The sequence below is a fragment of the Dolichospermum sp. UHCC 0406 genome, from assembly GCF_009712025.1.
GTDB classification, from domain to species: domain Bacteria; phylum Cyanobacteriota; class Cyanobacteriia; order Cyanobacteriales; family Nostocaceae; genus Dolichospermum; species Dolichospermum lemmermannii.
Map to the genome: position 1 here is coordinate 1 of NZ_VILA01000035.1, position 25,702 is coordinate 25,702.

Here is a 25,702-nt window from a genome sequence, read left to right on the forward strand (position 1 = left end):
CCACGATTATATCCATAAGAGCAAAAGCAAAAGCTAAGAACATCGGAAGCTGGGTGCGGTGAAAGCTGCACGCCCAGATTTAACAGAGAGGGGCGGGAAATAATATTCCCCCTCGACTCTACCAAAATGCAGCTAGAAATATCCTGAGTCGAGGATTGAGTACGGTAGGGCATACCGGAACTTTCATGCTAGACATGAGCAACGCTTTGGGAGATAAGACCTCTACTCGTGCTGGAGAAATCCTGGATGAGCAAGTCATGTCCTTGAACAAAGAATCCCCGTGTCTTTAGACCGGGGAGTGTCAAAGAGTCATAATTTAATAGGGCGAACGATGGGGATCGAACCCACGAATGGTGGTACCACAAACCACTGCCTTAACCACTTGGCTACGCTCGCCATTCACTCTGTGAGTATAGCATTACCTCCAGAAAATAATCAAGCTTTTTTTAGCAGAAATTAGATAATTTTCTTGGTAGTGTTTAAAAGACTAATAAATATACCAGTTCAGGCTAGAATATGAAACCTTTGACTATTCTTATATGTGTAGGAGCAGCGAGCGTTACCGTCCTGGGAGCAATTATGGCGAAAACTAACCCCAATCAGGGTGAATATGAACAATATGCAGTTCAAAAGCTGACAACATATTTAGAAGCTGATGTCTGTCACAAAACACCAAGTTTCTTGGAAAAATTAATCAAAGTTAATTGTCAAGAATTGCTTCAATCCGCCACACCACACATCAAAGAACTGATTACCACCACAACTAACCGACAAGACTATATAATCTTTAGTATTTACCGCACGGAAATCAAACTTGATTCTTGGATACCAGGATACAAATTTGAAACAGTGGGAGCATTGAATCAATTTTATACTTACAATGCTGAAGAAAAATAAATTAGCATCTTTCTCCTGTGTTTCTCAGTCCCCCAGTCCCCAATCCCCAAATATGCAAATTAATAAAATTACAGCTTATCTTTTAGTGTCTCATGGGAGTCGTGATCCTCGTCCAGATATTGCTATGCAGCAATTAGCGGGAATGTTAAGTGAGATATTACCCCAAGGTGAAAATTTCGTAGGTGTTGCTACCCTAGAGGCTAATATCCAACCTTTACACCTGCAAATTCAAGATTTTGCTCATCGTGTTCAGGCTTTTGGTTGTCAAAGGGTGCAAATTATCCCCCTATTTTTGTTACCGGGATTTCATGTCATGACTGATATTCCCGCAGAAATCGCCCTTGCAGAACAGGCTATAACTGAAGGAATGACAATAGAATTGCGTCCTTATATTGGTAGTTATCCTGGTTTAGAAAAGTTTTTCGCGGGGATGATGACTACGATTAAAGCAGATGTATCTATTATTTTGGCTCATGGTAGCCGACGGGCTGGTTCTCATACCCCTGTGGAAAATATAGCAGCTACGGTGGACGCAGTTACAGCTTATTGGTCTGTCCCTCCCAGTTTAGAAGTCAGAGTACAGGAATTGATAGCCGCTGGTTATGGACGAATTGCGATTTTCCCCTATTTTTTATTTACAGGTGGGATAACTGATGCGATCGCTCTGGCAGTAGAAACGCTAAAATTACAATTTCCATCAGTCAGTTTTCAACTCGCACAACCATTAGGAACAAGTCGAGAATTTGCGAATTTAATCGAGAATTTCATCAAAGAAGAGGACAAAGTTTTTGGGTAAAGTTTATTTAGTTGGTGCTGGACCTGGAGATCCTGGACTCATGACTCTCAAAGGAAAGGGTTTATTAGCCTGTGCAGATGTGGTTATTTATGATGCTTTGGTAAGTCCAGAAGTGCTGGAAATGATCAATCCTGAAGCAGAAAAAATCAATGCGGGTAAACGCATGGGTAGACATTCACTGTTACAGGAAGTCACTACCCAATTACTGATTGAGAAAGCGGAGAATAATGCCATAGTTGTTCGGCTTAAAGGTGGTGATCCTTTTATCTTCGGTCGTGGTGGTGAAGAAATGGCGGAATTAGTAGCCGCCGGGATTTCCGTGGAAGTTGTGCCAGGGATTACATCAGGAATCGCCGCAGCGGCCTATGCTGGTATTCCTTTAACCCATCGTCTTTATAGTTCTTCTGTTACTTTTGTAACTGGGCATGAATCCGCCGGTAAGTATAAACCCCAGGTAAATTGGCAAGCCATAGCGCACGGTTCGGAAACTATCGTAATTTATATGGGTATTCACAATTTACCCTACATTATTGAACAGTTTACTCTAGCTGGGTTGAGTTTAGATACACCTATTGCTTTAATTCGCTGGGGAACTCGGCCAGAACAGGAAGAATTAATTGGTGAATTGGGGACAATTGTAGAACAAGTGGAAGCAAAGGGATTTCTTGCACCGGCAATAGCTGTAATTGGTGCAGTCGTTAAAATGCACGGTATATTATCTGATTCTGTACAGGAAAAGTTTGGTTAGGGTTAGAGGTTGTTTGATAGCGAAGCGTGGCGTTAGCCATAAAGTATCAGATGAAACCCATAATCTCCAAAAACCTAACCCCCCTGCCCCCCTTCCCTACCAGGGAATGGGGTTTTCAAAGCCTCTCCCCGCGTCGGGGAGAGGTTTGGAGAGGGGTCAATTTATACATTCAAAACTTTTCAAACATCCTCTTACACATCCTTTTTATTTGTCCTTTGTGTTGATATTCTGTTGTTGAATAATCTCGCTAATTTCTGCCAAACTTAAATTTAAAACCTGTGCGATTTGTTCTCTAGTTAAACCCAATGCTATCAAACCAGGAACTGCGTCTAACTTGGCTTTGTGTTCACCTTCTTCTATTCCCTCTTCTTTTGCTTCTTGATAAAATCGGGTTTGTTTTAACTCACTTAATCCAAACATGGCTTCTATTTCCTCCCTATTCATTCTTGGAAACTTGTAAATTAAAATTGTCTCGATGATTTGTAATACTTGTTGCTGTTGCAGTTGAGAATCTATTTCTTGTTTAGTTCTGGTGATTAATTCTCTAGCTTGGGTAATGGAATTATCTGGGTTAGCGATGATTAGTTTTATTGTAGCAATACCAATGGGTAAAGATGTTGTTTCTGCTAATTCATCGAGATAAATAACTCTAACTCGTTGACTCGTAAAAAATTCCTGATAATGCTGAATATCTTGTGTATCTATGCTGCGGGTTGGATAGATAACTACAGCACTCCAGTGATTTTTGGGGTTGTTTTGGCGAATGTAAAGAAATATTTCGCTAAAAAGTCTATGGTAGAGATCCTTGTCTGATTGAAATTGTACTTCTAAAAAGTAGATGGGGTTATCTGTATTTTGGTTAGGTAAGAAAACTCCATCTATTCTCAAGGCTGTTTGTTTGACTTCAACTGATGAAAATTGATAAAGTTCGGCTAGTTGGGGAGAGTTACCAATCAGTTCAAAAAATATACTAGGTATTTCTTGAAACAATCGGTAAAATATGCTGTCTGTTTTCATTTTAAAAAGGTTTATTACATTTTATTAATGCAGCCTACAGGATTAGCGATCGCTTCATGTTCGAGATGTAGGTACTAAGTCATAAAAACTCATGAAATAGGTTATCAAAGGGTTCTGTATTTTTCCAGCGATAGGTGTTAAAGTCTCGATAATCAACTGATAAAATTTGTCCATGACCTAATTCTTCTGCCAGAATAACGAGAGAGGCATCGGCTAAATCCATCGGTAAATCTTTATATTTTTCCATTAGTTCTTCAATACGCTGGCAATGATGTTGTTTGAGATCAAATATTTGTAGCTTTCCTGTGGAAATTTTATTAATAAAGATTTTTGGAGCATCTATTCCTACTCTTTTTTCTAATAGATAGCACGTTTCTGTGACGACACACCAGGTTGTAATAAATTTCTGATTAGCTAAATCTTGAAATCGTTTTTTGGCGGATATATGAACTGCATCTTTTTTATTAGCAAGAGCTAACCAAAAGCCTGTATCAACTATGATCATATTTTTGATTAAGTTCACGGTCTAAGTAGTTTTTATGGTTTTTAGAGAGGTCTGTTTCAGCTCCTATGCAACCGATAAAATCTGACCAGTCTTGCAAGGAATTTTCTGAGGATTTCTGTTGATTCTGAAGGTAGCGTTTTTTTAGGACTTCTACGAGTTCGACTATGATTTGTTGTGCATCGGGAGGAAGAGACGCAATATCTTGTTGAATTGTATTTAAGTTCATAATTTGATTTTGGTGTTTCCCTGATTATAGTTTAGCAACAAATGTTTTTACTAAACCACCTGAGTTCGATATAAATAATCATCCTGAAAACTAATTATATCAGGCTTTTCTCAATTAGCAATGATTGTTGACAATAAATAAACAAGAGAAAACAATCCAAAATTGAATATTTTGGACTCATAATTTAATTGCATGAAAATAATTAAATTAATAAAGCTGGTAGAGAAGTTACTTCATGTTTATCTAATTTTAAATAAGGTTTTTTATCTTGCCAAGTATAAGCAATTAAACCAGTGGTCGGTGAGCGAAGCCGAACCGCAATAATATTAACCATAAAATTAGAAATACTGCGATGACGAGAATGAACAACTTGGGAAATATTTTGATAGCCTGCGTGGCGTAGCCATAGTTGGTCGTTGACAGTTTCGATTAAAGCTCTTTTTCTTAACATAAATTTTTCCCACAATTCAACTAATTTATTCTTCATATTCTTCTTAAAAGGAGTAATTAATTTCACATCATTTTCCAATAGTTTCTGAAATAAACTTTTAGAAATATATCCTTTATCTCCAAAAAGTCTTCCCCATAAATTTTGTGCCAAAGTAGGAACTGGTTTCCGGTCATCAACATTTCCGGGAGTAACTTGAAAAGCTAATAATTCGCCTTGTTCATTAATAATTAAATGAAGTTTAAATCCAAAGTACCAATCCACAGAACTCTTGCCCCAGCCCGATAAGCCACGGAAAACTTTATTTCTTTTTGCTCTTTTATTATGACAAATATACCCATGCTGTCAATAAAAGAGATGCCACTACATTGACCTTTTCGACTATTAAGATAACAAATTAAAGGCAGTAAAGCATCAGGCATTAATTCAACAAAGCGATTATAACTCACTAAAGATGGAAAATATCTGTGGTAGTTTGTTAAAATGCTTTTTTGATAATAGTCCTGAAAATTACGATAACTTGATTGGTGAAAATGAACAATAATAGTCATGACTTCACTTAAACATAAGCGACTTTTTCTTTTTCTTTTTTGTGACTGGCTCGAAATTAGTTCTGAGTTCAATTTTGCTTCAAAATCCCAACAGAAATCATCTATTGCACAAAATAATTGTTCTAATTCCATTGTCCATTTTCCTTGCTCAAACAACTACTTTATTCTTAAATCTTTGGTGCAATCTTGAGAATGATTAATAATGTTATTTAATGGTTTTTAAGAAAAATTTACAATTTATATTATTTATTCCCAATCAATTGTCAACAACCGAAAATTATTGACAACCGCTAAAAATTTATTTAATCCTGAAACTCTTTCCAGTCAACACTTGTAAGTTATTCTCTTACGTCGAACTCAGGTAGGTTCAGCATAACAGCTTCGCCATCAGGGGCGCGAACGGATATTGAAAAAACACCAACGATATGGAGCAACGCCCCAAAAAGTTATTAGAGCCGGTGTAAGATGTTATCGCCCTTTCAGTTAATTTATAGTTTTCAGTTCTTTTTTAGATATTATATCGTTAATGTTGGGTTTCGTTCCTCGACCCAACCTACAAGATCAGCGATCGCACTCAGGTTTTATTTGGAACTTCAATTAGTCAAAAATCGTAGGTTGGGTTAAGCGATCGCGCAACCCAACATTTTAATTTTAATCTTCACCATTTCTACCATACTCTTGTACGAAAAAAATCTGTCCGACTGCTTTTATATTTTGCTTCATAACCCGCAACAAACGATTCTCTAAGGTTCGACTATCCTCATCCAAAAAATCAATTATTGTCTTGACTTTCCCCGCATAATCACGATCGTGTTTAAAAATAATCATGCCAGCATGATTTGGTGCAGTGCGATGTAGATCGATAAAATCTTGGCGATTTTCCGTAATCAAAATGCGACCTGTCGCTGTGGCATACTGCAAAACAACATCGTCAGGAATCCCTTGATTTGCTTGACCTGCTTCGTAGGAAGTTAATACATCGTGTCCCTCCGATCTGAGTAAGTTTACCATTGCGATCGGAAAATTTTCATGTTTTGTAAAATTGTAATGCCATTAAACTAAATCATCTTGGGCAATTTCTTGATCGATTTGTTCGGGATTTTGTTCGTAGTAATGCCAAGCTGCACTTAAATCTTCCGCAGTCAATCCAGGATAATTTGCCAATAATTCTTCATCCGGCGCACCTTGTTGACGATATGATACCAAAGTCCATAGGGGAATTCGTGTATTTCTAATTCGCGCTTGTCCCCCGCAAACTCCAGGTGTAATCTGAATTGGATGTTGCAACATTTGCACGTAATTCAATGCTTGGTCAACTAATTCCTCTGGTAAAGCTGCAATTACTTCGAGCAGTTGAGTCCTCTTATTCATGACAACAAAATCTCTCTCGCTTATTTCATCCTAACTTGAAAATAAGCGATACCACAAAGTGGTTGCCAAGGGCATCGCCAATACTAAAACCGACTAATATTATTATATCAATGTTGGGTTTCGTTCCTCAACCCAACCTACAAGATCTGCGATCGCACTAATATTAGCGATCGCAGTTAATCCCAGTTAAGGAAGCACAAGACAATGGATTTTGAGCGAGATCGCTTTTCCCAAAGATGTTTAACGGTGAAGTTGTAAGGTGCGTTACATTTCATTAACGCACCCTACAGGATCAAGTGAACTGCTTGCAGCAGCGCTTCGCTATCGCACTTGTGGTATTCCTCTATTGTTAGATAATTCAGTCAATATTCGTTTATTCTTGATTAGAATCCTAAAATATGGACATTTTCCATTTATTGACAAATCTTTTTCATCATTCCCTTTTCTAAATTTAATTATTTCAAACTGATCGGGATTGAATTTATGTAGAAATGTTATAGGTACACCCATAAATCCTTTGTAGTCTAATGGTATGTCTTGTGTTTTATTCACATTAATACCATCATAGTTGTCATAATGGGGATATTCAATTTCGTTTCCAAAATATCTCTTTGTGAGAGTAATACCTTCGTGTCGTTTAAAAGTGTCTAAATTAGTTAACCATAGACAATTGTTTGGAGAAACTATTCTATTTCCAGAGCTATCAATCCTAGTCTCTGTGCCATAGAGTTCATAGTGTTCGGGGACAATAAAACCTGAAATACCTCTACCAAGGTTTATTCCTAACCACGCCTTGTTTTCCTTAATTAACTTAAATATTTCTTTATAGGTGATAGCATTAATATTGCCAATTATTAAGAATTTTTTATCGTATTTAATTAATTGAGCCACATACTCCCTAAATAATGAAAATGGAGGATTAGTAACAACAATATCGGATTGCTTTAATAGTTCGATACTTTCAGCACTACGAAAATCGCCATCACCTTTAAAATGAACGATGTCAGTTGAACTTGGTTTAATTCTTTCTCCCTCTACACCTGTATATTCAAAGAAAAAACCATTTTCAACTTCTTCGGTATTAAACAAATCCCTTTCTTGTTTTCTATAACAAGCTGTTATTAATTTTTTAATACCCAATTCTGCGAAATTTGATGCGAAGTAATTAAAAAAATTGCTAATCCGAGCATCATCGCAATTACAAAAAACTACTTTATTTTTAAAATGACTTTTATAATGTTTTAACTCATTTTCTATATCTGAAAGCTGTGTATAAAACTCGTCATTTTTGTTTTGTTTTGCTTTTTTCAACAAAGAGTGCTGTACTTTTCTTGCCATTATCAACCCGTATTATTCGTTATTGGTAATTTGGTTAAATATTTCACTACCTAATGCCTTAAGAGAGGACTTAGACACTTCAATCATAATATCAAACATTTTTTTTGCATCCCATTTTTCTCCATTTCCTTGTGTATAAATTGAAGCTGCTTGAAGCATAATTGTTTTATCATGATGCTTAACAAATTTATTTTTACACAAATTAGTGTTAATTGGCATTCCATAATTTGCAGAGGTCAATCTATCTAATCTATTTAGCATCCCTGAATCATAATCAAGAGTTACCACCCTTCCATCAGGTCTTTTAATTGAAATAGTTTCAGTTAGAAAATTTGACCCTTCCAGAAATAAGATGTAGGGAAAATGGGATTTAGATAGCATAAAATTAGCAATTTCTGATATGTTTTTATGAGATCTTTCTATTGCATTACCAGCAGCCATCAAGTCTTGATTATTATCTGTACCAACTAGTTTTCCTTTGTGGATATTTTCAATGTCTTTCCCTTGATGTTTAGCTTCCGTTACAAGCACCACCCTCCAATTACCGTTATCGTCTTTTACTTGAATTATTCCACCATCAGGTTTAATACGTGAATTTGGCACAAAAAGTGTTTGTCCTAATTGTGAATCAAGTTTCTGTAACGCTTCGTTTATTTCTTTTTTACTTATGCTTGTTTTGTATTTAAAAGATAATTGAGGAAATTCCTTTTCAAGCTGTTTAATTACAAGGCGTGAAATTTGTCCAACTGCTATATCGTGGGACTTTGCTTCCTTTCCAAATATACCAACTACACCTTGAGACTCTTTATGTTGATTCGTTAATCTTTTTGATTGATTTTTTTTAGACATATTGTTTCTTTACTATTACCTCATTTTTACTTAAAACTTTTGGTACTTTGTTCTCTTTATGTATGACTATGTATTATACAAAAATTTTCTGTATAACACTTTTGAATACAGGTATCTAGTAAACATTACAGGCGATTCTTGTCAAGTTATGCAGAATTTGTCTGCATAATACACCCGTGTAATGAGATTATATAGAATTTTTCCGTATATCCCTTGGTATTATCCAGAATTTTTCTGTATAATGTCCTATGGAACAACGTCCTAAAAAACTGCTAGAGCAGGTACAAGATGTGATCAGGCTCAAGCACTATTGGATTGTTAGACATTCTCCAAAAATTTAAACTTTTCCACCTCCAACTTCAACCTTTCATTCTCCATCCTTAACGCCAATATTTCATTTTTCTGCAACTCAATTAACGACTTTTGACTAATTACCTCACCAAAGGCTTTTTTCCTATTTTCCATCCCAAATCATCTTTGATAAGTCTTTGTATGTTCATCAACAGTATGACCTAAATTATCTGCTGCTGCTTTCATCGCTATTCCCTGAAGATTCTGTTATTTTTATCCTGTAACTTTTATCCCTGCTCTAAATTCCCGCAGTGCTTGAGCATGATTTTCTATATTAATACAACCCATCAATAAATCTACATCTAAACTCGGTAAAAGTTGCGATTTACTAACAGCTTCATACCCCTCATTTCCTAAACTATAAAACAATAATTCATCATTAATCCAAAACCAAACTTCAGGAATTTGTAACCGTTTATATGCTTCCAGTTTATCAATTCCTCCACTACTAATAACCACCTCAATCACTAAATCAGGGCGTTTTCTATTCGCTCCCAATTCATAAGATTCATCACCTTCTTTTTTAACTTTTTCAAATTCATTTTCTAAAGTAACAGAACCAGTAGGAGTAAAATCTAACTCCAAAAATTCTAAATAAATTTCTAGTAAAGCCCCAATACGTTCTTTGATAATTTGATATTTCTTACTTGGGTTTTTCCGAATCTCCAAGACTCCATCTAAAAAAGATAACCTTACCCCTGGGCGCTCAATTAGCTGTTCAACAGCTTTAAATTCTCTCCAGGTTAAGTCGCTAATTAAAATTGGTTCTGCTTCTCGTTCAATGAGTGTAGTTATCATAATTTAAACCCAAATTTAGAGATTGAATTTTGCTCAACGGGAGATAATATAAAAACAGAGTCTTATGAAAAACATCATGCAAGCATACAAACTCAAAGGAAAAATTGATCAATCTGGTAACTTGCTGATTACCGAACCCGTGAATTTACCCCCCCGGAAATGTGGAAATAATAGTCTGGTAAACTACAAATACCCTTTAATATTGAATAGAATTTTCTTGAAGCCATTCTGATATGGTTTCTTGACTTTCTTGGCCGTTTGCTAGTCGTTCCATTATTAAAACAACTTCCGGTTCTGGAACATCCAACGAATATCCATTTAATTCCAGAAAGATAGCCATTACTACGAAAGCTACCCGTTTATTACCGTCTATAAAAGCATGATTTTTAGCAAATCCATAACCATAAGCCGCTGCTAAATCAAATATACTGGGTGTAGGTTGACCATAAGCAAGTAAATTCTTTGGTCTATCTAAACTAGCTACAAACAAACTGTTATCTCGCACACCTGCAAGACCACCATGCTGTATTAATTGGTCTTCATGTATAGCTGTAACAATTATTTCATCTAACCAGAAAATTCCATTCATTTCCCTAACTCATGAAGTGCATTTCTGTATTTTGTGCTGACTTTTTTGTAGGCTTCCATTGCTTTTTCAAAATCAGGATTACAAGAAGTTATCATAACACCTGCTGGGGTTTCAGTGACAAATACGCTGTCTCCTTCTTGAACTTTAAGTTTTTCCAGGGCTTCTTTAGGTAATGTTAAGCCCAAGGAATTTCCAACTCTACGAATTTTTAAGGTGTACATAAGTTAATAGCTTCTTTATCAGAGTAATACTATTGTAATAACATATTTTATGAACCACCCCATATTAGTTCCTTGAAGATGTGGTTTTTTACTTTAGTCAGTCACTTAGTGATAGATGAAGATTACACTGGATAAATGTAATCCTCAATATTTCCCGATTGTAAGCTGTTACGCAGCTAAATTTGATAACCTTTTATTGATAGGTATTGTCATCCTGTCAGGGTTTATTAACCTGAATACTGAATTTTCACACAATATGTTGAAAAATTATTTTCAGTAAATCTCCTTGGGAAAAAGGCTTTTCTAAATAACCATTAGCTTTCACAAACTTAGCTTTGGCTTTATCTCTTAATCCCATTCTTTCAGTCATCAAAATCACAGGAGTATTTTTATAATGCGTGTGCTTCCGTAATAAAGAACAGATTTCATAGCCATTTAAATTAGGCATTTCTACACTTAGTAAAATTATATCTGGCTGCGCTCGCAGAATTTCCATTAAAGCTTGGGAAGAATCCATGAATTTCAGCACAGAAAATATTTGCTCATCTAAAAAATTTTCCACAGCATTTAATATGCTATAATCATCGTCCACACCCAAAATACTGTATTTCTTTCTAGCAGTAACTTGAGGGTTAATCGGCTGATTTATATGTGGTTCAGAATCAACTTGCTCAGAATTATCTTTGGGTAATTGTTCCTGATGTTTGCTATGTGAATCTGACTGATAATGATTTTCAAAATTCAAATTTTTCTGAACATCAACCTTAACCCCTGATTGAGATTGTTCCACTAAAGTTCTTAAATTCAAATGACAAAATTTAGGGAGATTATCTAAAAAAGTATGAGGAACAAATTCATAACTGCCATATTCTAAATTCAGTAATGGTTGTAAAACCTCCAGCGCCAATTTTTCAATCAGCAAAGCAGCCTGGACGTGACTAATATATTTTTGATTAACTAACCAACAAATTGCTAAGTAATCTGGATTGGGGATTGATTGATTCTCAATATCTTTTTCAAAAATCATCCGTACCTGTTCGTTGATACCCAAAGGAAGAGTAGAAATTTGCTGACTTAATTGCTGTAAATTTCGGTAAAGAGGTTCAAACATTTCCTCAGAGTAACCAGCGTAAATTAACTTACCCTGATCCATATATATTGACCATGCACCCGACTCGCTAAAGACTTGTAAACAACCAGTAAAAGAATTATTAGTAATCTTCTTTAATAGAGTAATTGGTTGTAGCTTTTGGAAAAATCTATATCTACTAATCGGAATTGTATTCATACTCTGAGATTGATCATTAAAATTTTCTCTCATGATCATTTAATTACTGGATTTTACAAAGGTTTTAAATTCTAATTCTTGAATTCTTACTTTTAGGTTACTATAGATTTTTTAGAGAAATAAAAAAGTATGTTAAACATAATATGAAAAAATGAAGTCTAGAGGTTTGACCCGAACACCTCTAATTTTTAAGCTCAATGTTTCTTAAATCACCCAATACCTAATCGTGTCTGCAATTAATAATATCCAAGTTACCGAAAATAGCGATCGCCTAGATCGTTACCTATCCCAAGAGTTATCAGATTTATCCCGTTCTCGCATCCAGCAGTTAATAGAACAGGGTCATGTCCAAATTAATAATCTCATCTGCACATCTAAGAAGATTAACCTGAAAACAGGCGATCTCATTACCCTCGAAATTCCCACCGTTCAACCTTTAGCAATAAGCGCCGAGAATATTCCTCTAGACATCCTCTATGAAGACGACGAGTTAATTATTATCAATAAACCCGCCGGTTTGGTTGTTCACCCCGCACCAGGCCATCCTGACGGAACTTTAGTTAATGCTATCTTGGCACACTGTCCCAATTTACCGGGAATTGGTGGCATTCAGCGTCCGGGAATTGTCCATCGTTTGGACAAGGATACAACGGGAGCGATTGCGATCGCTAAAACAGACCTGGCTTATCAACATCTACAAGCACAACTACAAGCAAAAACCGCCAGAAGAGAATATTTAGGTTTAATTTACGGAGTCCCCAAAACAGAAACCGGAAGCATAGACTTACCCATTGGTCGCAATCCCCAGGACCGCAAAAGAATGGCCATTGTTTCTATAGAAGATGGTGGACGTAATGCTGTCACCCATTGGCGAGTAAAAGAACGCTTTGGAAATTACACATTAATTCACTTTCAACTAGAAACAGGCCGGACCCATCAAATTCGCGTCCACAGTGCCAAAATGGGTCATCCTCTCGTTGGCGACCCCATTTATAGTTCTGGTCATTCCCTCGGCGTAAATTTGCCAGGACAAGCATTACACGCTTGGAAACTCCAGCTACAACATCCCGTTGCTGGAAATTTGGTGGAAGTGACAGCACCCCTTCCCCGCAGCTTTGCAACTTTACTGGAAGTGTTGCGCCGTCGTAGTGGTCTTTATTAAGAATTTCTGCAAAAATAGCCATTTATTCTCAATTTGTGAATATAGCTTTTTTAGTATTTATATCCCCCCTGGGGGGAAAAAGTAGCAGGTTTTCCAAATATTTAAGAATGTAAATTTAACAATTCTTAACAAAACTTAGCTAAAACTTATACAACAAAAAACTGCTGTAATCCATTTATGATAGTGAGTTTCTGGAAAATTAAAACAATCTTTAACTGCTGAATATTGCGATTGTTGTCAAAAAATGTAAAGTTGTGCAACAAAAATATTGACTTTTTATCAGATGTAATCCTTGTATATAAAGGATTTGAGCTAGTTTGTAGGCGATGATCTTATTTATTCATAATTTGTAACAAATAATGGCTCTATGGCATTGTATAAACATAAACTGTAGGGGTTAAACAACAGGAGAAAGTTGAAAAAAGCAGGCAATTCAGCAGGTTTGCCAGTTTCTCAAAAAATTCCCCTTGACTCTCATAATTTCTGGTTTGTAAACTGTAAACTAGTAGATGAGAGGACAGAATGAGAGACGCTTTGATTTGACTCCGTTGCGAACAGATCCAAATTAGTTTTAATTTAGACATCTCTCAACTAAGTAATTTAGGAGATTAGAGTCCATGACATTAGATGTATTTTCCAAAGTTGTTTCCCAAGCTGACGCTAGAGGCGAATTCCTCAGCACCGAACAACTAGATGCTTTAACCGCAGTTGTAGCTTCCGGCAGCAAGCGTTTAGATGTTGTTAACCGCATTACCAGCAACGCTTCCGCTATCGTTACCAACGCGGCTCGTTCTTTGTTTGAAGAACAACCCAACTTGATCGCTCCTGGTGGAAACGCTTACACCAACCGTCGTATGGCTGCTTGTCTCCGCGACATGGAAATCATTTTACGCTATGTAACCTACGCAGCGATCGCTGGTGATGCTAGTGTTCTTGATGACCGTTGCTTAAATGGTTTGCGCGAAACATACCAAGCTTTGGGTACTCCTGGTTCTTCCGTAGCAGTTGGTGTTGGTAAAATGAAAGAAGCAGCGATCGCTATCGTTAACGATCCTAACGGTATCACCAAAGGTGATTGCAGTTCTTTGGTTTCTGAAGTTGCAAGCTACTTCGACCGCGCTGCGGCTGCTGTTGCCTAACAATTCATTACAAATTAGCTCGAATCTTAATTGAGCTTTTCCCAGTAAAACAAGCAAGAAACTATCTAGGAGATTTTCACCAATGAAAACACCAATTACCGAAGCAATCGCATCTGCTGATACCCAAGGACGCTTTTTAAGCAACACCGAATTACAAGCAGTTAATGGTCGTCTAGTTCGTGCTGCTGCCAGCATGGAAGCTGCTCGTGGTTTGACAGCTAACGCTCAAAAATTAATTGACGGCGCTACCAGTGCTGTATACAGCAAATTCCCTTACACCACCTCTACACCAGGCAATCAATTTGCAGCTGATAGCCGTGGTAAAGCTAAATGCGCTCGTGACGTTGGTCACTACCTCCGCATCATCACCTACAGCCTAGTTGCTGGTGGAACAGGTCCTTTGGATGAGTTCTTGATTGCTGGTTTGACTGAAATGCACGCAGCTTTCGACTTATCTCCTAGCTGGTACGTAGAAGCTTTGAAATCTATCAAAGCTAGTCATGGTTTGAGCGGTCAAGCTGCTAACGAAGCTAATACCTACATTGACTACGCAATCAACGCTCTTAGCTAGATAGCGTCATGCCCGGAGAGGGATACAATTGTTAGATGGAGTTACCCCTCAAGGGGTTTGCCAGTTATTCATGGGGAGTCACTGCGTAAGTTGGAAAATATTCCGACGGGGAATTAAGTGACGTTAAGACCGTACATGATCACTCTGGTTCACCTAGCAATTGGATCTAGCTCCGGGCATAGTTTTATCTACAAATAAAATAGGTCAAGAGGCAAGAGGCAAGAGGCAAGAGGCAAGAGGCAATAGTCAACTGACCACTGACCACTGACCAAGCTTTATTCAGCCAAAATTCGGCACAATAAAGGGGAAAAATATGGCAATTACAACAGCAGCTTCCAGACTGGGAACAGAGCCTTTTAGTGACGCACGCAGAGTTGAACTGCGCCCTAACCCCAGCCGCGAAGAAGTCGAAGCGGTAATTCGTGCCGTTTATCGGCAAGTCTTAGGGAATGATTATATATTGGCATCAGATCGTTTGATTGGTGCAGAATCACTTCTCCGCGATGGGAATTTAAGCGTGCGCGAGTTTGTTCGCAGCGTGGCTAAATCAGAACTCTACAAAGCTAAATTCTTCTACAACAGTTTCCAAACTCGGTTAATTGAACTCAACTATAAACATTTGTTGGGTCGCGCACCATACAATGAGTCCGAAGTAACTTATCACTTAGACTTATATATTAACCAAGGTTACGACGCGGAAATTGACTCCTACATTGATTCTCAAGAATATCAAAACAGCTTTGGGGAAAGTGTTGTTCCCTACTATCGCGGTTTTGATTTTCAAGCAGGACAAAGTGCCGCTGGTTTTACGCGGATGTTCCGTTTATATCGTGGTTATGCCAACAGCGATACTGCTCAAGTAGAAGGTTCTAAATCTCGTTTAGCGCGGGAATTAGCTAGTAATAAATCTTCCTCAGTTGTTGGCCCATCTGGTAGTAACGATAATTGGGGTTTCCGTGTATCTGCGGATAACGCTCCTAAGCAAAATCTCGGTAATGCCGTAGGACAATCGAATCGCACTTACCGTGTTGAAGTTACAGGCATTCGCAATCCTGGATACCCCAGTGTGCGCCGTAGCAGCACAGTATTTATTGTCCCTTACGAGCGCCTTCTAGACAAAATGCAGCAAATTCAGAGAGTTGGCGGCAAAATTGTCAGCGTAATTTCTACGTAAGATCCGGTGCTATTCAACGACAAAACTCATCATAGGAGATATAGAAGTAATGTTCGGTCAAACCACACTTGGTGCTAGTAGTGTTTCTTCATCTGCCAGCCGCGTGTTTCGTTACGAAGTTGTCGGCTTAAAGCAAAACCAAGAAACCGACAAAAATAAATTCGACATTCGCCGCAGTGGTAGCGTATTTATTACCGTACCCTACGGACGCATGACTGAAGAAATGCAGCGGATTAGCCGTTTAGGTGGCAGAATCGTCAAAATTGAAGCTTTGACAGTAGCAGAATAAGTATAACTTCCTGGCAATGATAGAAACCAGTGGAGAAGAATATTCTGCCCAGAATGCACCAAATCTGACACCAGAGATAGCTATTGCTAACCTGCAATCATCAGATTTAAGTCTCCGCTATTATGCTGCTTGGTGGTTGGGTAAGTTCCGAGTTCGTCAGCCAGAAGCCATAGACGCGCTCATTGCTGCGCTAGAGGATGAATCTGACAGAACCGAACTGGGTGGTTATCCCTTACGGCGTAATGCTGCCAGGGCGCTTGGTAAATTAGGCAATTTAAAAGCCGTACCAGGTTTGATTAGGTGTTTAGAATGTGCTGATTTTTATGTCCGCGAAGCAGCAGCCCAATCTTTAGCTATGCTTGGAGATAAAACCGCATTACCAGCCCTGATAAAACTGCTAGATGGGGGAGTTGAGGCTGCTGTACAAGTACCTGGTTTTCCCCACCTTACCCAGCCCTATACAGCAGTAATAGAAGCCTTGGGAGCTATGGGTGCAACTGAGGCTACTTCCCTTGTTCAGCCTTTTCTCAAGCATTCAGTTCCTCGATTGCAATGCTCCGCCGCCAGAGCCATGTACCAACTGACACAAGACTCTATTTATGGTGAGTTATTAGTGACAACTTTGGCCACAGGTGATTTGAAAATGCGCCGCGTTGTTTTGGGGGACTTGGGGGCAATTGGGTATTTGGCCGCAGCAGAAGCGATCGCCCAAGCGCAAGTGGAAAATAGCTTTAAACTTATCGCTTTGAAAGGATTATTAGAGTATCAACTGCCAAAACAGTCTGATACTTTTGGTATTTCTGAACAAGCTATCCGAGTCATGAATCTCATGGATTCACTCTTGTAGTCAGTAGTCAGTTGTTAATTGTCAGTTGTAAAACTACTGACCACTGACCACTGACCACTGACCACTGACCACTGACAACGGAAAAATGGATGAACTAATTCGGGCTATTACCGTAGCAGACACACCTTCCCAGATGGTGACAGCAGTTAAAAATCTGGCAGCAGCCAAAGATCCATCGGCAATTCCGACCTTAATTGCTGTCTTTGGTTATAACAATCCAGAAGCAGCCATAGTGGCAGCAGCAGCATTGACGCAGTTGGGAGGAATAGCAGTTCCACAATTGCTAGACCAAATTGATGATTATAACTATGGCGCACGGGCTTATTCGATTCGCACTCTCGCAGCGATCGCAGATCCCCGTGCTTTGGATATTCTCATCTCTACAACACTCACTGATTTTGCCCCCAGTGTTCGCCGTGCCGCTGCTAAGGGACTAGGAAATCTACATTGGCAGAAGCTAGACATTTCCGCCAGTCAAATAGCCATCAACCGCGCCCTAGAGACACTTCTCTTTATCTGTGAAGATACAGACTGGTCAATTCGTTATGCTGCTATTGTTGGATTACAAGCTTTAGCAAAAGTAGCTCTAGTCCAATCGCCTATTCTTGCTAAATTTCAATTAATGCTGACTAACGATCCTGAAAAAGCAGTTCGCGCTCGCGTTCAGTTGGCCTGTAGCCAGTAAACTGATTTATATACCATATAACAAGGTAAAAGTAAAGATGTCAATACCACTACTAGAATACGCGCCCAAATCGCAAAACCAGCGAGTAGAAGGTTATGAAGTCCCCAACGAAGACACCCCAACTATTTATCGCTTAGATCGGGCTACCTCAGATCAAGATATTGATAGCATCATCTGGGCTGCATACCGCCAAATTTTCAGCGAACACCTGATTTTAGCCAGCTATAAGCAAACCGCTTTAGAATCACAACTGCGAAATCGGGCAATTACCCTGCGTGATTTTATCCGGGGTTTAGGTAAATCAGAGGTTTACCGCACCCAAGTAGCAGATACCAACTCCAACTATCGCTTAGTTGACATCACCTTAAAACGGTTCTTAGGCCGGGCTGCTTACAACAAAGCCGAAGAAATCGCTTGGTCAATTGTCATTGCGACCAAAGGTTTACACGGTTTTATAGATGCTTTATTAGAATCAGACGAGTATTTAGATAACTTTGGTGATGATGTTGTCCCCTACCAACGTCGTCGTTTTGGTTCACGCCCCTTTAACCTGGCTAACCCCCGTTATGGTTCTGACTGGCGCGATACCCAAAACATTCGCGAAATGGCTGGCCGTTCCTACTATAGCATCCGCACATCAGGACAACTAACTACAGCAGATATCCGTCGGGCAATTCCTGCCAACTTCTTCATTATGGCTGGGTCTATTATTACCAACGAATGCAACTACCAACGGAGTTTGGCCACTGCCCAATCTTTTGTTAGTAGCAGCGAAATCCCTGATACAAGCAGAGATCATCAAGAACAACCCACAATTAAACCTGTAGCAGTTTCTTTACCTTATCGTTATATTCCTGCTAACGCCAAAAATTAGTTATTGGTGATTGGTGATTGGTGATTGGTAATTGGTAATTGGTAATTGGTAAAAATAACCAACAACCAACAACTGTACGGGCGAAGCATTTGGAGAACTATTTTTGGCAATGACCGATAATTTATCTTCCAAATGCTTCGCCCCTACTAACAACTGACAACTGTACGGGCGAAGCATTTGGAGAACTATTTTTGGCAATGACCGATAATTTATCTTCCAAATGCTTCGCCCCTACTAACAACTGACAACTGTACGGGCGAAGCATTTGGAGAACTATTTTTGGCAATGACCGATAATTTATCTTCCAAATGCTTCGCCCCTACTAACAACTAACAACTGTACGGGCGAAGCATTTGGAGAACTATTTTTGGCAATGACCGATAATTTATCTTCCAAATGCTTCGCCCCTACTAACAACCAACAACTGTACGGGCGAAGCATTTGGAGAACTATTTTTGGCAATGACCGATAATTTATCTTCCAAATGCTTCGCCCCTACTAACAACCAACAACTGACAAACATGACAATACCTTTACTAGAATACAAACCCAGTTCTCAAAACCAGCGCGTTTCTGGTTATGAAGTTCCCAACGAAGATACACCCACAATTTACCGCATCGAAGACTACGCCTTTGGTGGAGAAGTAGAAGAATTAATTTGGGCTGCTTATCGGCAACTTTTTAGCGAACACGTCATTCTCAAATTTTATCGCCAAGTTCATTTAGAATCCCAAGTAAAAAACAAAGCTATTACCGTCCGCGATTTTATCCGGGGTTTAGCTAAATCTGACGCTTTCCAAAGTTTGGTAATTCAGAGTAATTCTAATTACAGATTAGTAGAAATTGGGCTGAAACGGTTATTAGGTCGCGCACCTTACAACAACAAAGAAGAAATCGCTTGGTCAATTGTGATTGCTACCAAAGGTTGGGGTGGTTTTGTTGACGCTTTGCTCGATTCTGAAGAATATCAAAGCAACTTTGGGGAAAATATCGTTCCCTACCAAAGACGACGTTATAAGGATAGACCCTTTAATTTGGTAACACCACGATACAGCGATTACTGGCGCGACCAACTTGAAGAAGCTCGTTATAAATGGGGTGACATTAAAAACTTTTTGGATATGGCAAATTCCATTAAGATTAAAACAGTGACTTACACACCAGTTAGCACTGCCAATATCCAAATTCCTAACACTACCAAGGAAACGACATCAACAGGTATCCCTGTTTCTATTAGTCCTAGTGCTGGGTTTCCCGGACGCTAGATAGTTTTTTAACTAGCTGGGTAATCTCGGTTACAAAAGTGATAACGTTTGTATTTTTTTAAGGATTTTAATTTTAGTTAGTTTGCTAAGTATTAGAGCATTTTGAAATGCCAAATTTACCAAAAGGCAGGTTCTTTAAAATGGCAATTCCTTTACTTGAATACAAACCTACAACTCAAAACCAAAGAGTTAGCAGCTTTGGTACGGCAGATATTAACGAGGACAATCCTTATATCTACCGCATTGAAAATGCTAACTCTGCCGGCGAAATTGAACAACTAATTTGGGCTGCTTATCGCCAAGTCTTCAACGAACAGGAGATTCTCAAATTTAACCGCCAAATTACCTTAGAAACTCAACTCAAAAATCGGTCAATTACGGTTAAAGACTTCATTCGTGGTTTGGTGAAATCAGAGCGATTTTATCAGCTAGTTGTGACACCAAATAACAACTATCGGTTGGTAGAAATGTTCCTGAAAAGGATCTTAGGTCGTTCTCCCTACAATGAGCAAGAAAAAATTGCCTGGTCAATTCAAATTGCTACTTTAGGTTGGGGAAAATTTGTGGATGTTTTGATTGATAGTAGTGAGTATGAACAAGCCTTTGGCGAGTATACCGTACCCTATCAACGCAAACGGATGACCACAGACCGCCCAATCAGTTTTACTCCCCGCTATGGTGCTGATTATCGTGACCGGGCAGGTATTGTCCAAAAATGGCCGTATCTTCGTCAATGGCGTGGAGGTTTCTACCCAGGCTCTGGGCAAAATGTTGATTTGGGGGCATTGTCTGCTGTATTACTGGTAATAACCGCAGGCATTACTTTCTTGTTGATTCTCAATTGGTTAGGAATTAGTGATATCTACTAGCCTTTTGAGGGGAAAATAAGTAAGTAATCCCGCCTCAGAATGAATTCTGAGTCTAATAGCAAAAGTCGTCTCAAGACGACTGAAAAAAAAGTTTATAGTCCGTTTTAACGGACTTTAGTTATTAGCCCTAAACTTCAGTTCTGGGCGGGGTATTTCTAGAACGAAATCTTTCTTTGTTTAATTTGATCATAAAAGGAGAAAATTAATATGGCATTGCCATTACTTCAATACAATCCAAGTAGTCAAAATCACCGGGTGGCCAGCTTTGGCGTTGCTGACCAAAATGAAGATACACCTTATATCTATCGGATTGAAGATGTTAGTTCTTACACTGACATGACAAACATCATTTGGGCTGCTTATCGTCAAGTTTTCAGCGAACATGAAATTCTCAAGTTTAACCGTCAAGTTACTTTAGAGTCTCAACTTAAAAACGGTTCTTTGTCAGTTCGTGACTTTATCCGGGGTTTAGCTAAATCTGAAGCTTTCTATCGTTTAGTTGTCTCTGTTAACAACAACTACCGTTTAGTAGACATCACCCTCAAGCGTTTATTGGGTCGTTGTGCTTACAATAAAAAAGAAGAAATTGCTTGGTCAATTGTTATTTGTAACAAGGGCTTTGGCGGCTTTGTTGATGTTTTATTAGACAGCGCAGAATACACCCAAAACTTTGGTGATAATACCGTACCTTACCAACGCAAGCGGTTTGTAGATCGTCCTTTTAACTTGGTAACTCCTCGTTACGGTGCCGACTTCCAAGAAACAGCCGGTACAGTCAAAACCGACTGGCGCTTTACCTTGGAAAACTTCTACACTGCTAAGGCAAAAGCAAAGCGTTTAAAAGAAGGCGATCCTGCTAAATTTGCAGATATGGCTGCTTCTGTATCTGGTAAAGGTAACTATGCTCAAAAGTTATCTTCTTTTGACATTGATTACCTCAATGCTGTTCCTTACCGTGGTAAACGCTAGTAGCGCAAGGCGGAATTAAAAATTAATTATTAAAAATTAAAAAAGCTGGTAATATCTGCTTTTAGTTATTTTTAATAGTTAGTTAACTTCCGCTGTTGTGTACTAAGTCTACCAAAAAAATTTCAATTTATAGGGTGCGTTAGGAAGATAATTCTTGACGCACTCTCAATTTTTTGCGCTGCTTCCCATAGTTTTTGCAAACAGGAATTTTTTTGCCTTTAAAGATGTACCTTGAGGTAGAATCTCCTATAACTCAATTAACTTGAAGTCCCAAATTTTTAAAACTGCGATCGCTATTTCTGGATCTATACCATCATAAGCCTCCCATTCAGACTGGGGATCTTTAGGATGCCCTTCACCTACGTAACCTGCAATTTTAATGATGGGAATATTCACTAAGTAATCACGTTCCATACCTTTAGGGAGAGCTAATTTAATTCTGCGACCCACAAACTTAGATGCACTAGATTCAGCTACAGATTCCCGAACTAAACAAATATCACCAGCAGTCCCCCAAGTAGTTTGGTAAATGTGGAGAAACGATATATAACTTTCTGGTTTGATGGATCTTTTGAGAACTTGCATTATCTAATCCTTATCCTTGTTTTCGACAATTTTATGTAAACTCTACCTGCTATATTCCAATTTCCTGCTTTTGACAGAATAAAACAAGGGGTTTGCACCCCTTGAGAGAGTTTAAAAAGTGAACCGTATTAGTGATCTACGCAGGTGTAAACTGCAAAGATACACCGTTCATACAGTAACGGAGACCAGTTGGTTTTGGTCCATCATTAAAAACATGGCCTAAGTGTCCACCACAATTACTACAATGGACTTCAGTTCGGGTCATGAAAAATGTTCTATCTGTAGTAGTAGCGATCGCCCCCTCTATGGGTTTAAAAAAGCTTGGCCAGCCAGTACCACTATTAAACTTAGTATCAGCAGTAAACAAAGCTTGTCCACACCCAGCGCAGACATAAGTACCAGGTTCATATTGCTTATCGAGAGAACTGGTATGGGAGGGTTCTGTACCATGTTTCCGCAATACCCGAAACTGTTCTGGTGTGAGGATACTCTTCCATTCTTCCTCTGTTTTTGTCACTGTAAACTCTGGATTAGAAAGTGCCATAGATTCTGAACTCCAATTGATATAACGGGAAAAAAAGGCTGTACCGATTAAAACTGTACTGATTTGCAAAAAATGGCGTTTGTTCATTATTCTATTATTTGCTATTTTTTGCTTCCATGACCAAGAAACTCCCATAAATTTCTAAATCCTCCAGGAGAAATTGATGAAAATCACCTAAAAACGTCTTGCTTAGTGAAAAAGAATATGTAATACTAATTACCACGATGAGTTTCTCCAAACAGGTTTTTATTAATATTTGATAATTAAATGTCCAAATTGTACCTGTTCCATCAAAAATAATCAGTTATTCTTTAGTTGATCTTTACAACTACAAAACTAATGTGCCAACTGCTAGGAATGAATTGCAACGTACCGACAGACATTTGCTTTTCCTTTGAAGGTTTTTCTGCCAGGGGAGGAAAAACAGATGAACATAGCGACGGTTGGGGAATTGCTTTTTTTGAAGGCAAAGGATGTCGAATTTTTCTAGACGCTGAAGCCTCTATCGCGTCACCAATTGCCGATTTTATCCGTCAGTATCCCATTCATTCTACTCATGTAATTGCCCATATCCGCAAAGCTACTCAAGGCAAAATAGCCTTGGAAAACTGTCATCCTTTCCGTCGGGAACTGTGGGGAAGATATTGGGTATTTGCTCATAATGGTAATTTACCAGACTTTAACCCGGAAAATAATGGTATTTTTCAACCTGTGGGGACTACGGACAGCGAAAAAGCATTTTGCTTAATTCTCAATACTTTGCGATCGCATTTTCCTCAAGAACAACCACCGCTAAAGGAACTTTATCAGACATTACATGAAATTACCAAAGAAATAGCAGCCTTTGGATCTTTTAACTACATATTATCAGATGGTGAGCATTTTTTCACCTATTGCTCAACTAAACTTTGCTACATTATTAGACAAGCGCCTTTTGCTGCGGCTCATTTAATTGATGAAGAGATGACTGTAGATTTTAGTGAATTGACTACATCTAAAGATCGCGTGGCTGTGATTGTGACTACACCCCTAACTGATAACGAAGTTTGGACACAAATACAACCCGGAGAATTACTCATATTTCAGGATGGTTTACCCCTAAAATTTGCCTAATTTTTGACAACTATTTTATTAATAAGACAAAGCAAAATTCTGGAGATATTCATTTCTAGAACTTGTTAGTAAATGCTTATTTAATATTGTAAATATCTGCTCCTTTTTGATAGGTTTATTAATAAAATCAGTTGCCCCAAATACCTTAGAGGTTGTTTGAAAAGTATTATATGAAACCCATAATCTCCAAAAACCTAACCCCCCTTCCCCCCTTCCCTTGTAGGGAAGGGGGTTTTTAAAGCCTCTCCCCTACCAGGGGAGAGGTTTGGAGAGGGGTCTGTTTACACATTAAAAACTTTTAAAACATCCTCTTAGCCCGAACTCGATCAAAAGCTCCATCACTACTAGTTAATATAATAATTGGCACTTGGGAAAAAACAGAAGTCCGTCGTAATTGTTCTTACAGCAGATTTCGCTCTCATGAGGTACAAACTTGAATTATGAAACTCTTGTAGTGCGGGCATCTTGCCCGCTGGATATGTACCTCATAACACCGGAAAGTGCTGTAAATCACGGTTGCAAAAATCCTGCATCGCTACAAAAACTTTGTCTACACCGTGACCCAAGAATATATGACAATCAATCAAGAATTGCTATATTTAGCGTCTTCCCCGTTGAATTTTATCAAAAATCGCACCATCTGCAAAGAATTTCTTCTGGACACCACTCCAACCGCCAAGATCAGCTACAGTGTAGAGTCGGGCAATATAAGGGAATTTACTTTTTACTTCTTTAGACACAGTTGGGTCAACTGGACGAAAACCAACTTTAGCAAATTCACGTTGTGCTTCTGGAGTGAAAAGGAACTTGACAAAAGCTTCAGAAACCTCACGATTTCCATGCTTATCAACATTTTTATCCACAACTGCAACAGGTCCCTCTATCGAAATATTTACTGGAGGAATTATGTAAGAAGTATCTGTTTTGCCTTGCTGTGCAGCTAAAATGACTTCGTTTTCATAGTTTATTAATACATCACCCTGACCTTTTTTGTAAAAAGCATCACTTGATTCTCTGGCATCTTTGGGTAATACAACTACATTTTTAAACACATCTGTTACAAACTTTAACGCCTGGGCATCATTTCCGCCATTCTTAACTACTGAACCCCATAAAGCGAGAAAATTCCATTTAGCCCCACCAGATGTCTTGGGATTTGCAGTAATAATTTTAACATCAGGCTTTGTTAAATCAGTCCAATTTTTGATATTTTTGGGATTACCAGCGCGAGTTTCCAGGGTAACTACTCTTTTCCATTTTGCCACAAAATCGGGAATAATTTTTGAGTAAGCCGCTTTGGTGACTGCGTAAGTGACTAAGGTAAGTTCAACTTTTTTACCACTTTGACTGATTAGTTGCGTCTTTTGGGCTGTACCTGCAAATACAGGCAAAATAGTGCTTATACTTAAACCTGTTGCTAAGAATAAAGCCGGAAAAAACGGCTTTGTTATGGGAACAAATTTTGCGGTGTTGGCAGAATTATCTGTCATGGGATGTCCTAAAATTGGTTTAAATATAATCTACGGTAACTCTGTAAAGATAACGTATTTAACCTCTAGAGAAAGAGCGTACCAGATGTCATAAATAAAATCAATAGTTTTTGCACTTAAAAACAACTATTTT

General features: G+C 38.4%; 32 protein-coding genes, 1 tRNA gene and 3 pseudogenes. 16 read left to right on the forward strand and 20 right to left on the reverse strand.

Annotated features, from left to right (window positions below):
- Positions 1-122: 122 nt before the first annotated feature.
- A pseudogene (locus tag FJR09_RS25630) lies at positions 123-290 on the forward strand (RNA-guided endonuclease TnpB family protein); the annotation flags it as partial.
- Between the two features lie 33 nt (positions 291-323).
- Here FJR09_RS25630 and FJR09_RS23855 read toward each other — a convergent pair.
- A tRNA-His gene (locus FJR09_RS23855) sits at positions 324-396 on the reverse strand.
- 120 nt (positions 397-516) lie between these two features.
- Here FJR09_RS23855 and FJR09_RS23860 point away from each other — a divergent pair.
- Genes FJR09_RS23860 through cobA form a run of 3 tightly spaced genes read left to right on the forward strand, consistent with a single transcriptional unit; the run spans position 517 to position 2,441 of the window.
- Positions 517-897 (forward strand): DUF4359 domain-containing protein, encoded by a 381-nt coding sequence (locus FJR09_RS23860; protein ID WP_015079000.1) that lies wholly within the window; start codon positions 517-519, stop codon positions 895-897.
- The gene (locus FJR09_RS23865) at positions 881-1,693 is read left to right on the forward strand and encodes a sirohydrochlorin chelatase (protein ID WP_015079001.1); all 813 of its coding nucleotides are present in this window, start codon (positions 881-883) and stop codon (positions 1,691-1,693) included. Before FJR09_RS23860 ends, FJR09_RS23865 begins: the two co-directional genes overlap by 17 nt.
- Positions 1,686-2,441 carry a uroporphyrinogen-III C-methyltransferase gene (gene cobA / locus FJR09_RS23870; protein ID WP_015079002.1) on the forward strand — a complete coding sequence of 252 codons (756 nt, stop codon included), beginning with the start codon at positions 1,686-1,688 and terminating at the stop codon, positions 2,439-2,441. Before FJR09_RS23865 ends, cobA begins: the two co-directional genes overlap by 8 nt.
- A 204-nt stretch (positions 2,442-2,645) precedes the next feature.
- Here cobA and FJR09_RS23875 read toward each other — a convergent pair whose 3' ends face one another.
- From FJR09_RS23875 to FJR09_RS23935, 13 genes and pseudogenes are all read right to left on the reverse strand, one after another.
- On the reverse strand, positions 2,646-3,458 hold the full coding sequence (locus FJR09_RS23875) for an Rpn family recombination-promoting nuclease/putative transposase (protein WP_015079003.1): 813 nt from the start codon (positions 3,456-3,458) through the stop codon (positions 2,646-2,648).
- A 79-nt stretch (positions 3,459-3,537) separates the two neighbouring features.
- Positions 3,538-3,963, reverse strand: a complete 426-nt coding sequence (locus FJR09_RS23880; RefSeq protein WP_015079004.1) for a type II toxin-antitoxin system VapC family toxin — start codon at positions 3,961-3,963, stop codon at positions 3,538-3,540.
- A complete protein-coding gene (locus FJR09_RS23885) occupies positions 3,950-4,189 on the reverse strand; it encodes a hypothetical protein (protein ID WP_015079005.1) in 240 nt (79 codons plus the stop codon). The genes FJR09_RS23880 and FJR09_RS23885 overlap by 14 nt, the downstream gene beginning before the upstream one ends.
- A 202-nt stretch (positions 4,190-4,391) precedes the next feature.
- Positions 4,392-5,320: pseudogene (locus tag FJR09_RS23890) on the reverse strand (IS982 family transposase).
- Positions 5,321-5,839: 519 nt separating this feature from the next.
- Entirely contained in the window at positions 5,840-6,199 is a 360-nt protein-coding gene (locus FJR09_RS23895) for a DUF5615 family PIN-like protein (protein WP_015079006.1), read from the reverse strand.
- Between the two features lie 42 nt (positions 6,200-6,241).
- On the reverse strand, positions 6,242-6,559 hold the full coding sequence (locus FJR09_RS23900) for a DUF433 domain-containing protein (protein WP_015079007.1): 318 nt from the start codon (positions 6,557-6,559) through the stop codon (positions 6,242-6,244).
- Between the two features lie 321 nt (positions 6,560-6,880).
- Positions 6,881-7,897, reverse strand: coding sequence for an adenine-specific methyltransferase EcoRI family protein (locus FJR09_RS23905; RefSeq protein WP_015079008.1), 1,017 nt, complete (start codon positions 7,895-7,897; stop codon positions 6,881-6,883).
- 12 nt (positions 7,898-7,909) lie between these two features.
- On the reverse strand, positions 7,910-8,746 hold the full coding sequence (locus FJR09_RS23910) for an EcoRI family type II restriction endonuclease (RefSeq protein ID WP_015079009.1): 837 nt from the start codon (positions 8,744-8,746) through the stop codon (positions 7,910-7,912).
- 318 nt (positions 8,747-9,064) lie between these two features.
- A pseudogene (locus FJR09_RS25635) lies at positions 9,065-9,301 on the reverse strand (site-specific integrase); the annotation flags it as partial.
- A 9-nt stretch (positions 9,302-9,310) separates the two neighbouring features.
- Positions 9,311-9,895: a Uma2 family endonuclease gene (locus FJR09_RS23920; RefSeq protein ID WP_168651033.1), complete on the reverse strand. Its 585-nt coding sequence runs from the start codon at positions 9,893-9,895 to the stop codon at positions 9,311-9,313.
- A 196-nt stretch (positions 9,896-10,091) separates the two neighbouring features.
- On the reverse strand, positions 10,092-10,484 hold the full coding sequence (locus FJR09_RS23925) for a type II toxin-antitoxin system death-on-curing family toxin (RefSeq protein ID WP_015079011.1): 393 nt from the start codon (positions 10,482-10,484) through the stop codon (positions 10,092-10,094).
- Entirely contained in the window at positions 10,481-10,705 is a 225-nt protein-coding gene (locus FJR09_RS23930; protein ID WP_015079012.1) for an AbrB/MazE/SpoVT family DNA-binding domain-containing protein, read from the reverse strand. The genes FJR09_RS23925 and FJR09_RS23930 overlap by 4 nt, the downstream gene beginning before the upstream one ends.
- Before the next feature lie 247 nt (positions 10,706-10,952).
- A complete protein-coding gene (locus tag FJR09_RS23935) occupies positions 10,953-11,993 on the reverse strand; it encodes a response regulator (protein ID WP_168653552.1) in 1,041 nt (346 codons plus the stop codon).
- Positions 11,994-12,219: 226 nt separating this feature from the next.
- Here FJR09_RS23935 and FJR09_RS23940 point away from each other — a divergent pair, with 226 nt between their 5' ends.
- The 8 genes from FJR09_RS23940 to FJR09_RS23975 all read left to right on the forward strand — a co-directional run bounded on the left by FJR09_RS23940 (position 12,220) and on the right by FJR09_RS23975 (position 18,734).
- Positions 12,220-13,155 carry an RluA family pseudouridine synthase gene (locus FJR09_RS23940; protein ID WP_015079014.1) on the forward strand — a complete coding sequence of 312 codons (936 nt, stop codon included), beginning with the start codon at positions 12,220-12,222 and terminating at the stop codon, positions 13,153-13,155.
- Between the two features lie 617 nt (positions 13,156-13,772).
- Positions 13,773-14,294 carry a phycocyanin subunit beta gene (locus FJR09_RS23945; RefSeq protein ID WP_015079015.1) on the forward strand — a complete coding sequence of 174 codons (522 nt, stop codon included), beginning with the start codon at positions 13,773-13,775 and terminating at the stop codon, positions 14,292-14,294.
- Between the two features lie 82 nt (positions 14,295-14,376).
- Complete coding sequence (gene cpcA, locus FJR09_RS23950) at positions 14,377-14,865, forward strand: phycocyanin subunit alpha (protein ID WP_015079016.1); 489 nt, start codon at positions 14,377-14,379, stop codon at positions 14,863-14,865.
- Between the two features lie 313 nt (positions 14,866-15,178).
- Entirely contained in the window at positions 15,179-16,039 is an 861-nt protein-coding gene (locus FJR09_RS23955) for a phycobilisome linker polypeptide (protein WP_015079017.1), read from the forward strand.
- Between the two features lie 49 nt (positions 16,040-16,088).
- Positions 16,089-16,328 carry a phycobilisome linker polypeptide gene (locus FJR09_RS23960; RefSeq protein ID WP_015079018.1) on the forward strand — a complete coding sequence of 80 codons (240 nt, stop codon included), beginning with the start codon at positions 16,089-16,091 and terminating at the stop codon, positions 16,326-16,328.
- Positions 16,329-16,344: 16 nt separating this feature from the next.
- Complete coding sequence (locus tag FJR09_RS23965; RefSeq protein WP_015079019.1) at positions 16,345-17,175, forward strand: HEAT repeat domain-containing protein; 831 nt, start codon at positions 16,345-16,347, stop codon at positions 17,173-17,175.
- 85 nt (positions 17,176-17,260) lie between these two features.
- The gene (locus FJR09_RS23970; RefSeq protein ID WP_015079020.1) at positions 17,261-17,860 is read left to right on the forward strand and encodes a HEAT repeat domain-containing protein; all 600 of its coding nucleotides are present in this window, start codon (positions 17,261-17,263) and stop codon (positions 17,858-17,860) included.
- A gap of 37 nt (positions 17,861-17,897) precedes the next feature.
- The gene (locus tag FJR09_RS23975; protein ID WP_015079021.1) at positions 17,898-18,734 is read left to right on the forward strand and encodes a phycobilisome rod-core linker polypeptide; all 837 of its coding nucleotides are present in this window, start codon (positions 17,898-17,900) and stop codon (positions 18,732-18,734) included.
- Here the strand turns inward: FJR09_RS23975 and FJR09_RS25640 are convergent, their stop codons facing one another.
- The 3 genes from FJR09_RS25640 to FJR09_RS25650 are packed head-to-tail and all read right to left on the reverse strand — an operon-like array spanning position 18,735 to position 19,175.
- Positions 18,735-18,911, reverse strand: a complete 177-nt coding sequence (locus FJR09_RS25640) for a hypothetical protein (RefSeq protein WP_235081952.1) — start codon at positions 18,909-18,911, stop codon at positions 18,735-18,737.
- The gene (locus FJR09_RS25645) at positions 18,856-18,999 is read right to left on the reverse strand and encodes a hypothetical protein (RefSeq protein ID WP_158310545.1); all 144 of its coding nucleotides are present in this window, start codon (positions 18,997-18,999) and stop codon (positions 18,856-18,858) included. The genes FJR09_RS25640 and FJR09_RS25645 overlap by 56 nt, the downstream gene beginning before the upstream one ends.
- Positions 19,000-19,031: 32 nt before the next feature.
- The gene (locus FJR09_RS25650; RefSeq protein WP_168654215.1) at positions 19,032-19,175 is read right to left on the reverse strand and encodes a hypothetical protein; all 144 of its coding nucleotides are present in this window, start codon (positions 19,173-19,175) and stop codon (positions 19,032-19,034) included.
- A gap of 80 nt (positions 19,176-19,255) precedes the next feature.
- On the opposite strand from FJR09_RS25650, the gene FJR09_RS23995 reads away from it, so the two are divergent.
- From FJR09_RS23995 to FJR09_RS24005, 3 genes are all read left to right on the forward strand, one after another.
- On the forward strand, positions 19,256-19,999 hold the full coding sequence (locus FJR09_RS23995; RefSeq protein WP_015079022.1) for a phycobilisome rod-core linker polypeptide: 744 nt from the start codon (positions 19,256-19,258) through the stop codon (positions 19,997-19,999).
- Positions 20,000-20,139: 140 nt separating this feature from the next.
- Positions 20,140-20,868 (forward strand): phycobilisome rod-core linker polypeptide, encoded by a 729-nt coding sequence (locus FJR09_RS24000; protein ID WP_015079023.1) that lies wholly within the window; start codon positions 20,140-20,142, stop codon positions 20,866-20,868.
- Between the two features lie 207 nt (positions 20,869-21,075).
- Positions 21,076-21,837 carry a phycobilisome rod-core linker polypeptide gene (locus tag FJR09_RS24005; protein ID WP_015079024.1) on the forward strand — a complete coding sequence of 254 codons (762 nt, stop codon included), beginning with the start codon at positions 21,076-21,078 and terminating at the stop codon, positions 21,835-21,837.
- A gap of 246 nt (positions 21,838-22,083) precedes the next feature.
- Here the strand turns inward: FJR09_RS24005 and FJR09_RS24010 are convergent, their stop codons facing one another.
- Together FJR09_RS24010 and msrB are read right to left on the reverse strand one after the other, a co-directional pair.
- A complete protein-coding gene (locus FJR09_RS24010) occupies positions 22,084-22,422 on the reverse strand; it encodes a hypothetical protein (RefSeq protein ID WP_015079025.1) in 339 nt (112 codons plus the stop codon).
- 136 nt (positions 22,423-22,558) lie between these two features.
- Complete coding sequence (msrB, locus tag FJR09_RS24015) at positions 22,559-23,053, reverse strand: peptide-methionine (R)-S-oxide reductase MsrB (protein WP_015079026.1); 495 nt, start codon at positions 23,051-23,053, stop codon at positions 22,559-22,561.
- Positions 23,054-23,305: 252 nt separating this feature from the next.
- Between msrB and FJR09_RS24020 the strand changes: the two genes are divergently transcribed.
- Positions 23,306-24,079 carry a class II glutamine amidotransferase gene (locus FJR09_RS24020; RefSeq protein ID WP_015079027.1) on the forward strand — a complete coding sequence of 258 codons (774 nt, stop codon included), beginning with the start codon at positions 23,306-23,308 and terminating at the stop codon, positions 24,077-24,079.
- A 599-nt stretch (positions 24,080-24,678) separates the two neighbouring features.
- Here FJR09_RS24020 and FJR09_RS24025 read toward each other — a convergent pair.
- Positions 24,679-25,569, reverse strand: a complete 891-nt coding sequence (locus FJR09_RS24025; RefSeq protein WP_174782881.1) for a sulfate ABC transporter substrate-binding protein — start codon at positions 25,567-25,569, stop codon at positions 24,679-24,681.
- Positions 25,570-25,702 lie beyond the last annotated feature (133 nt).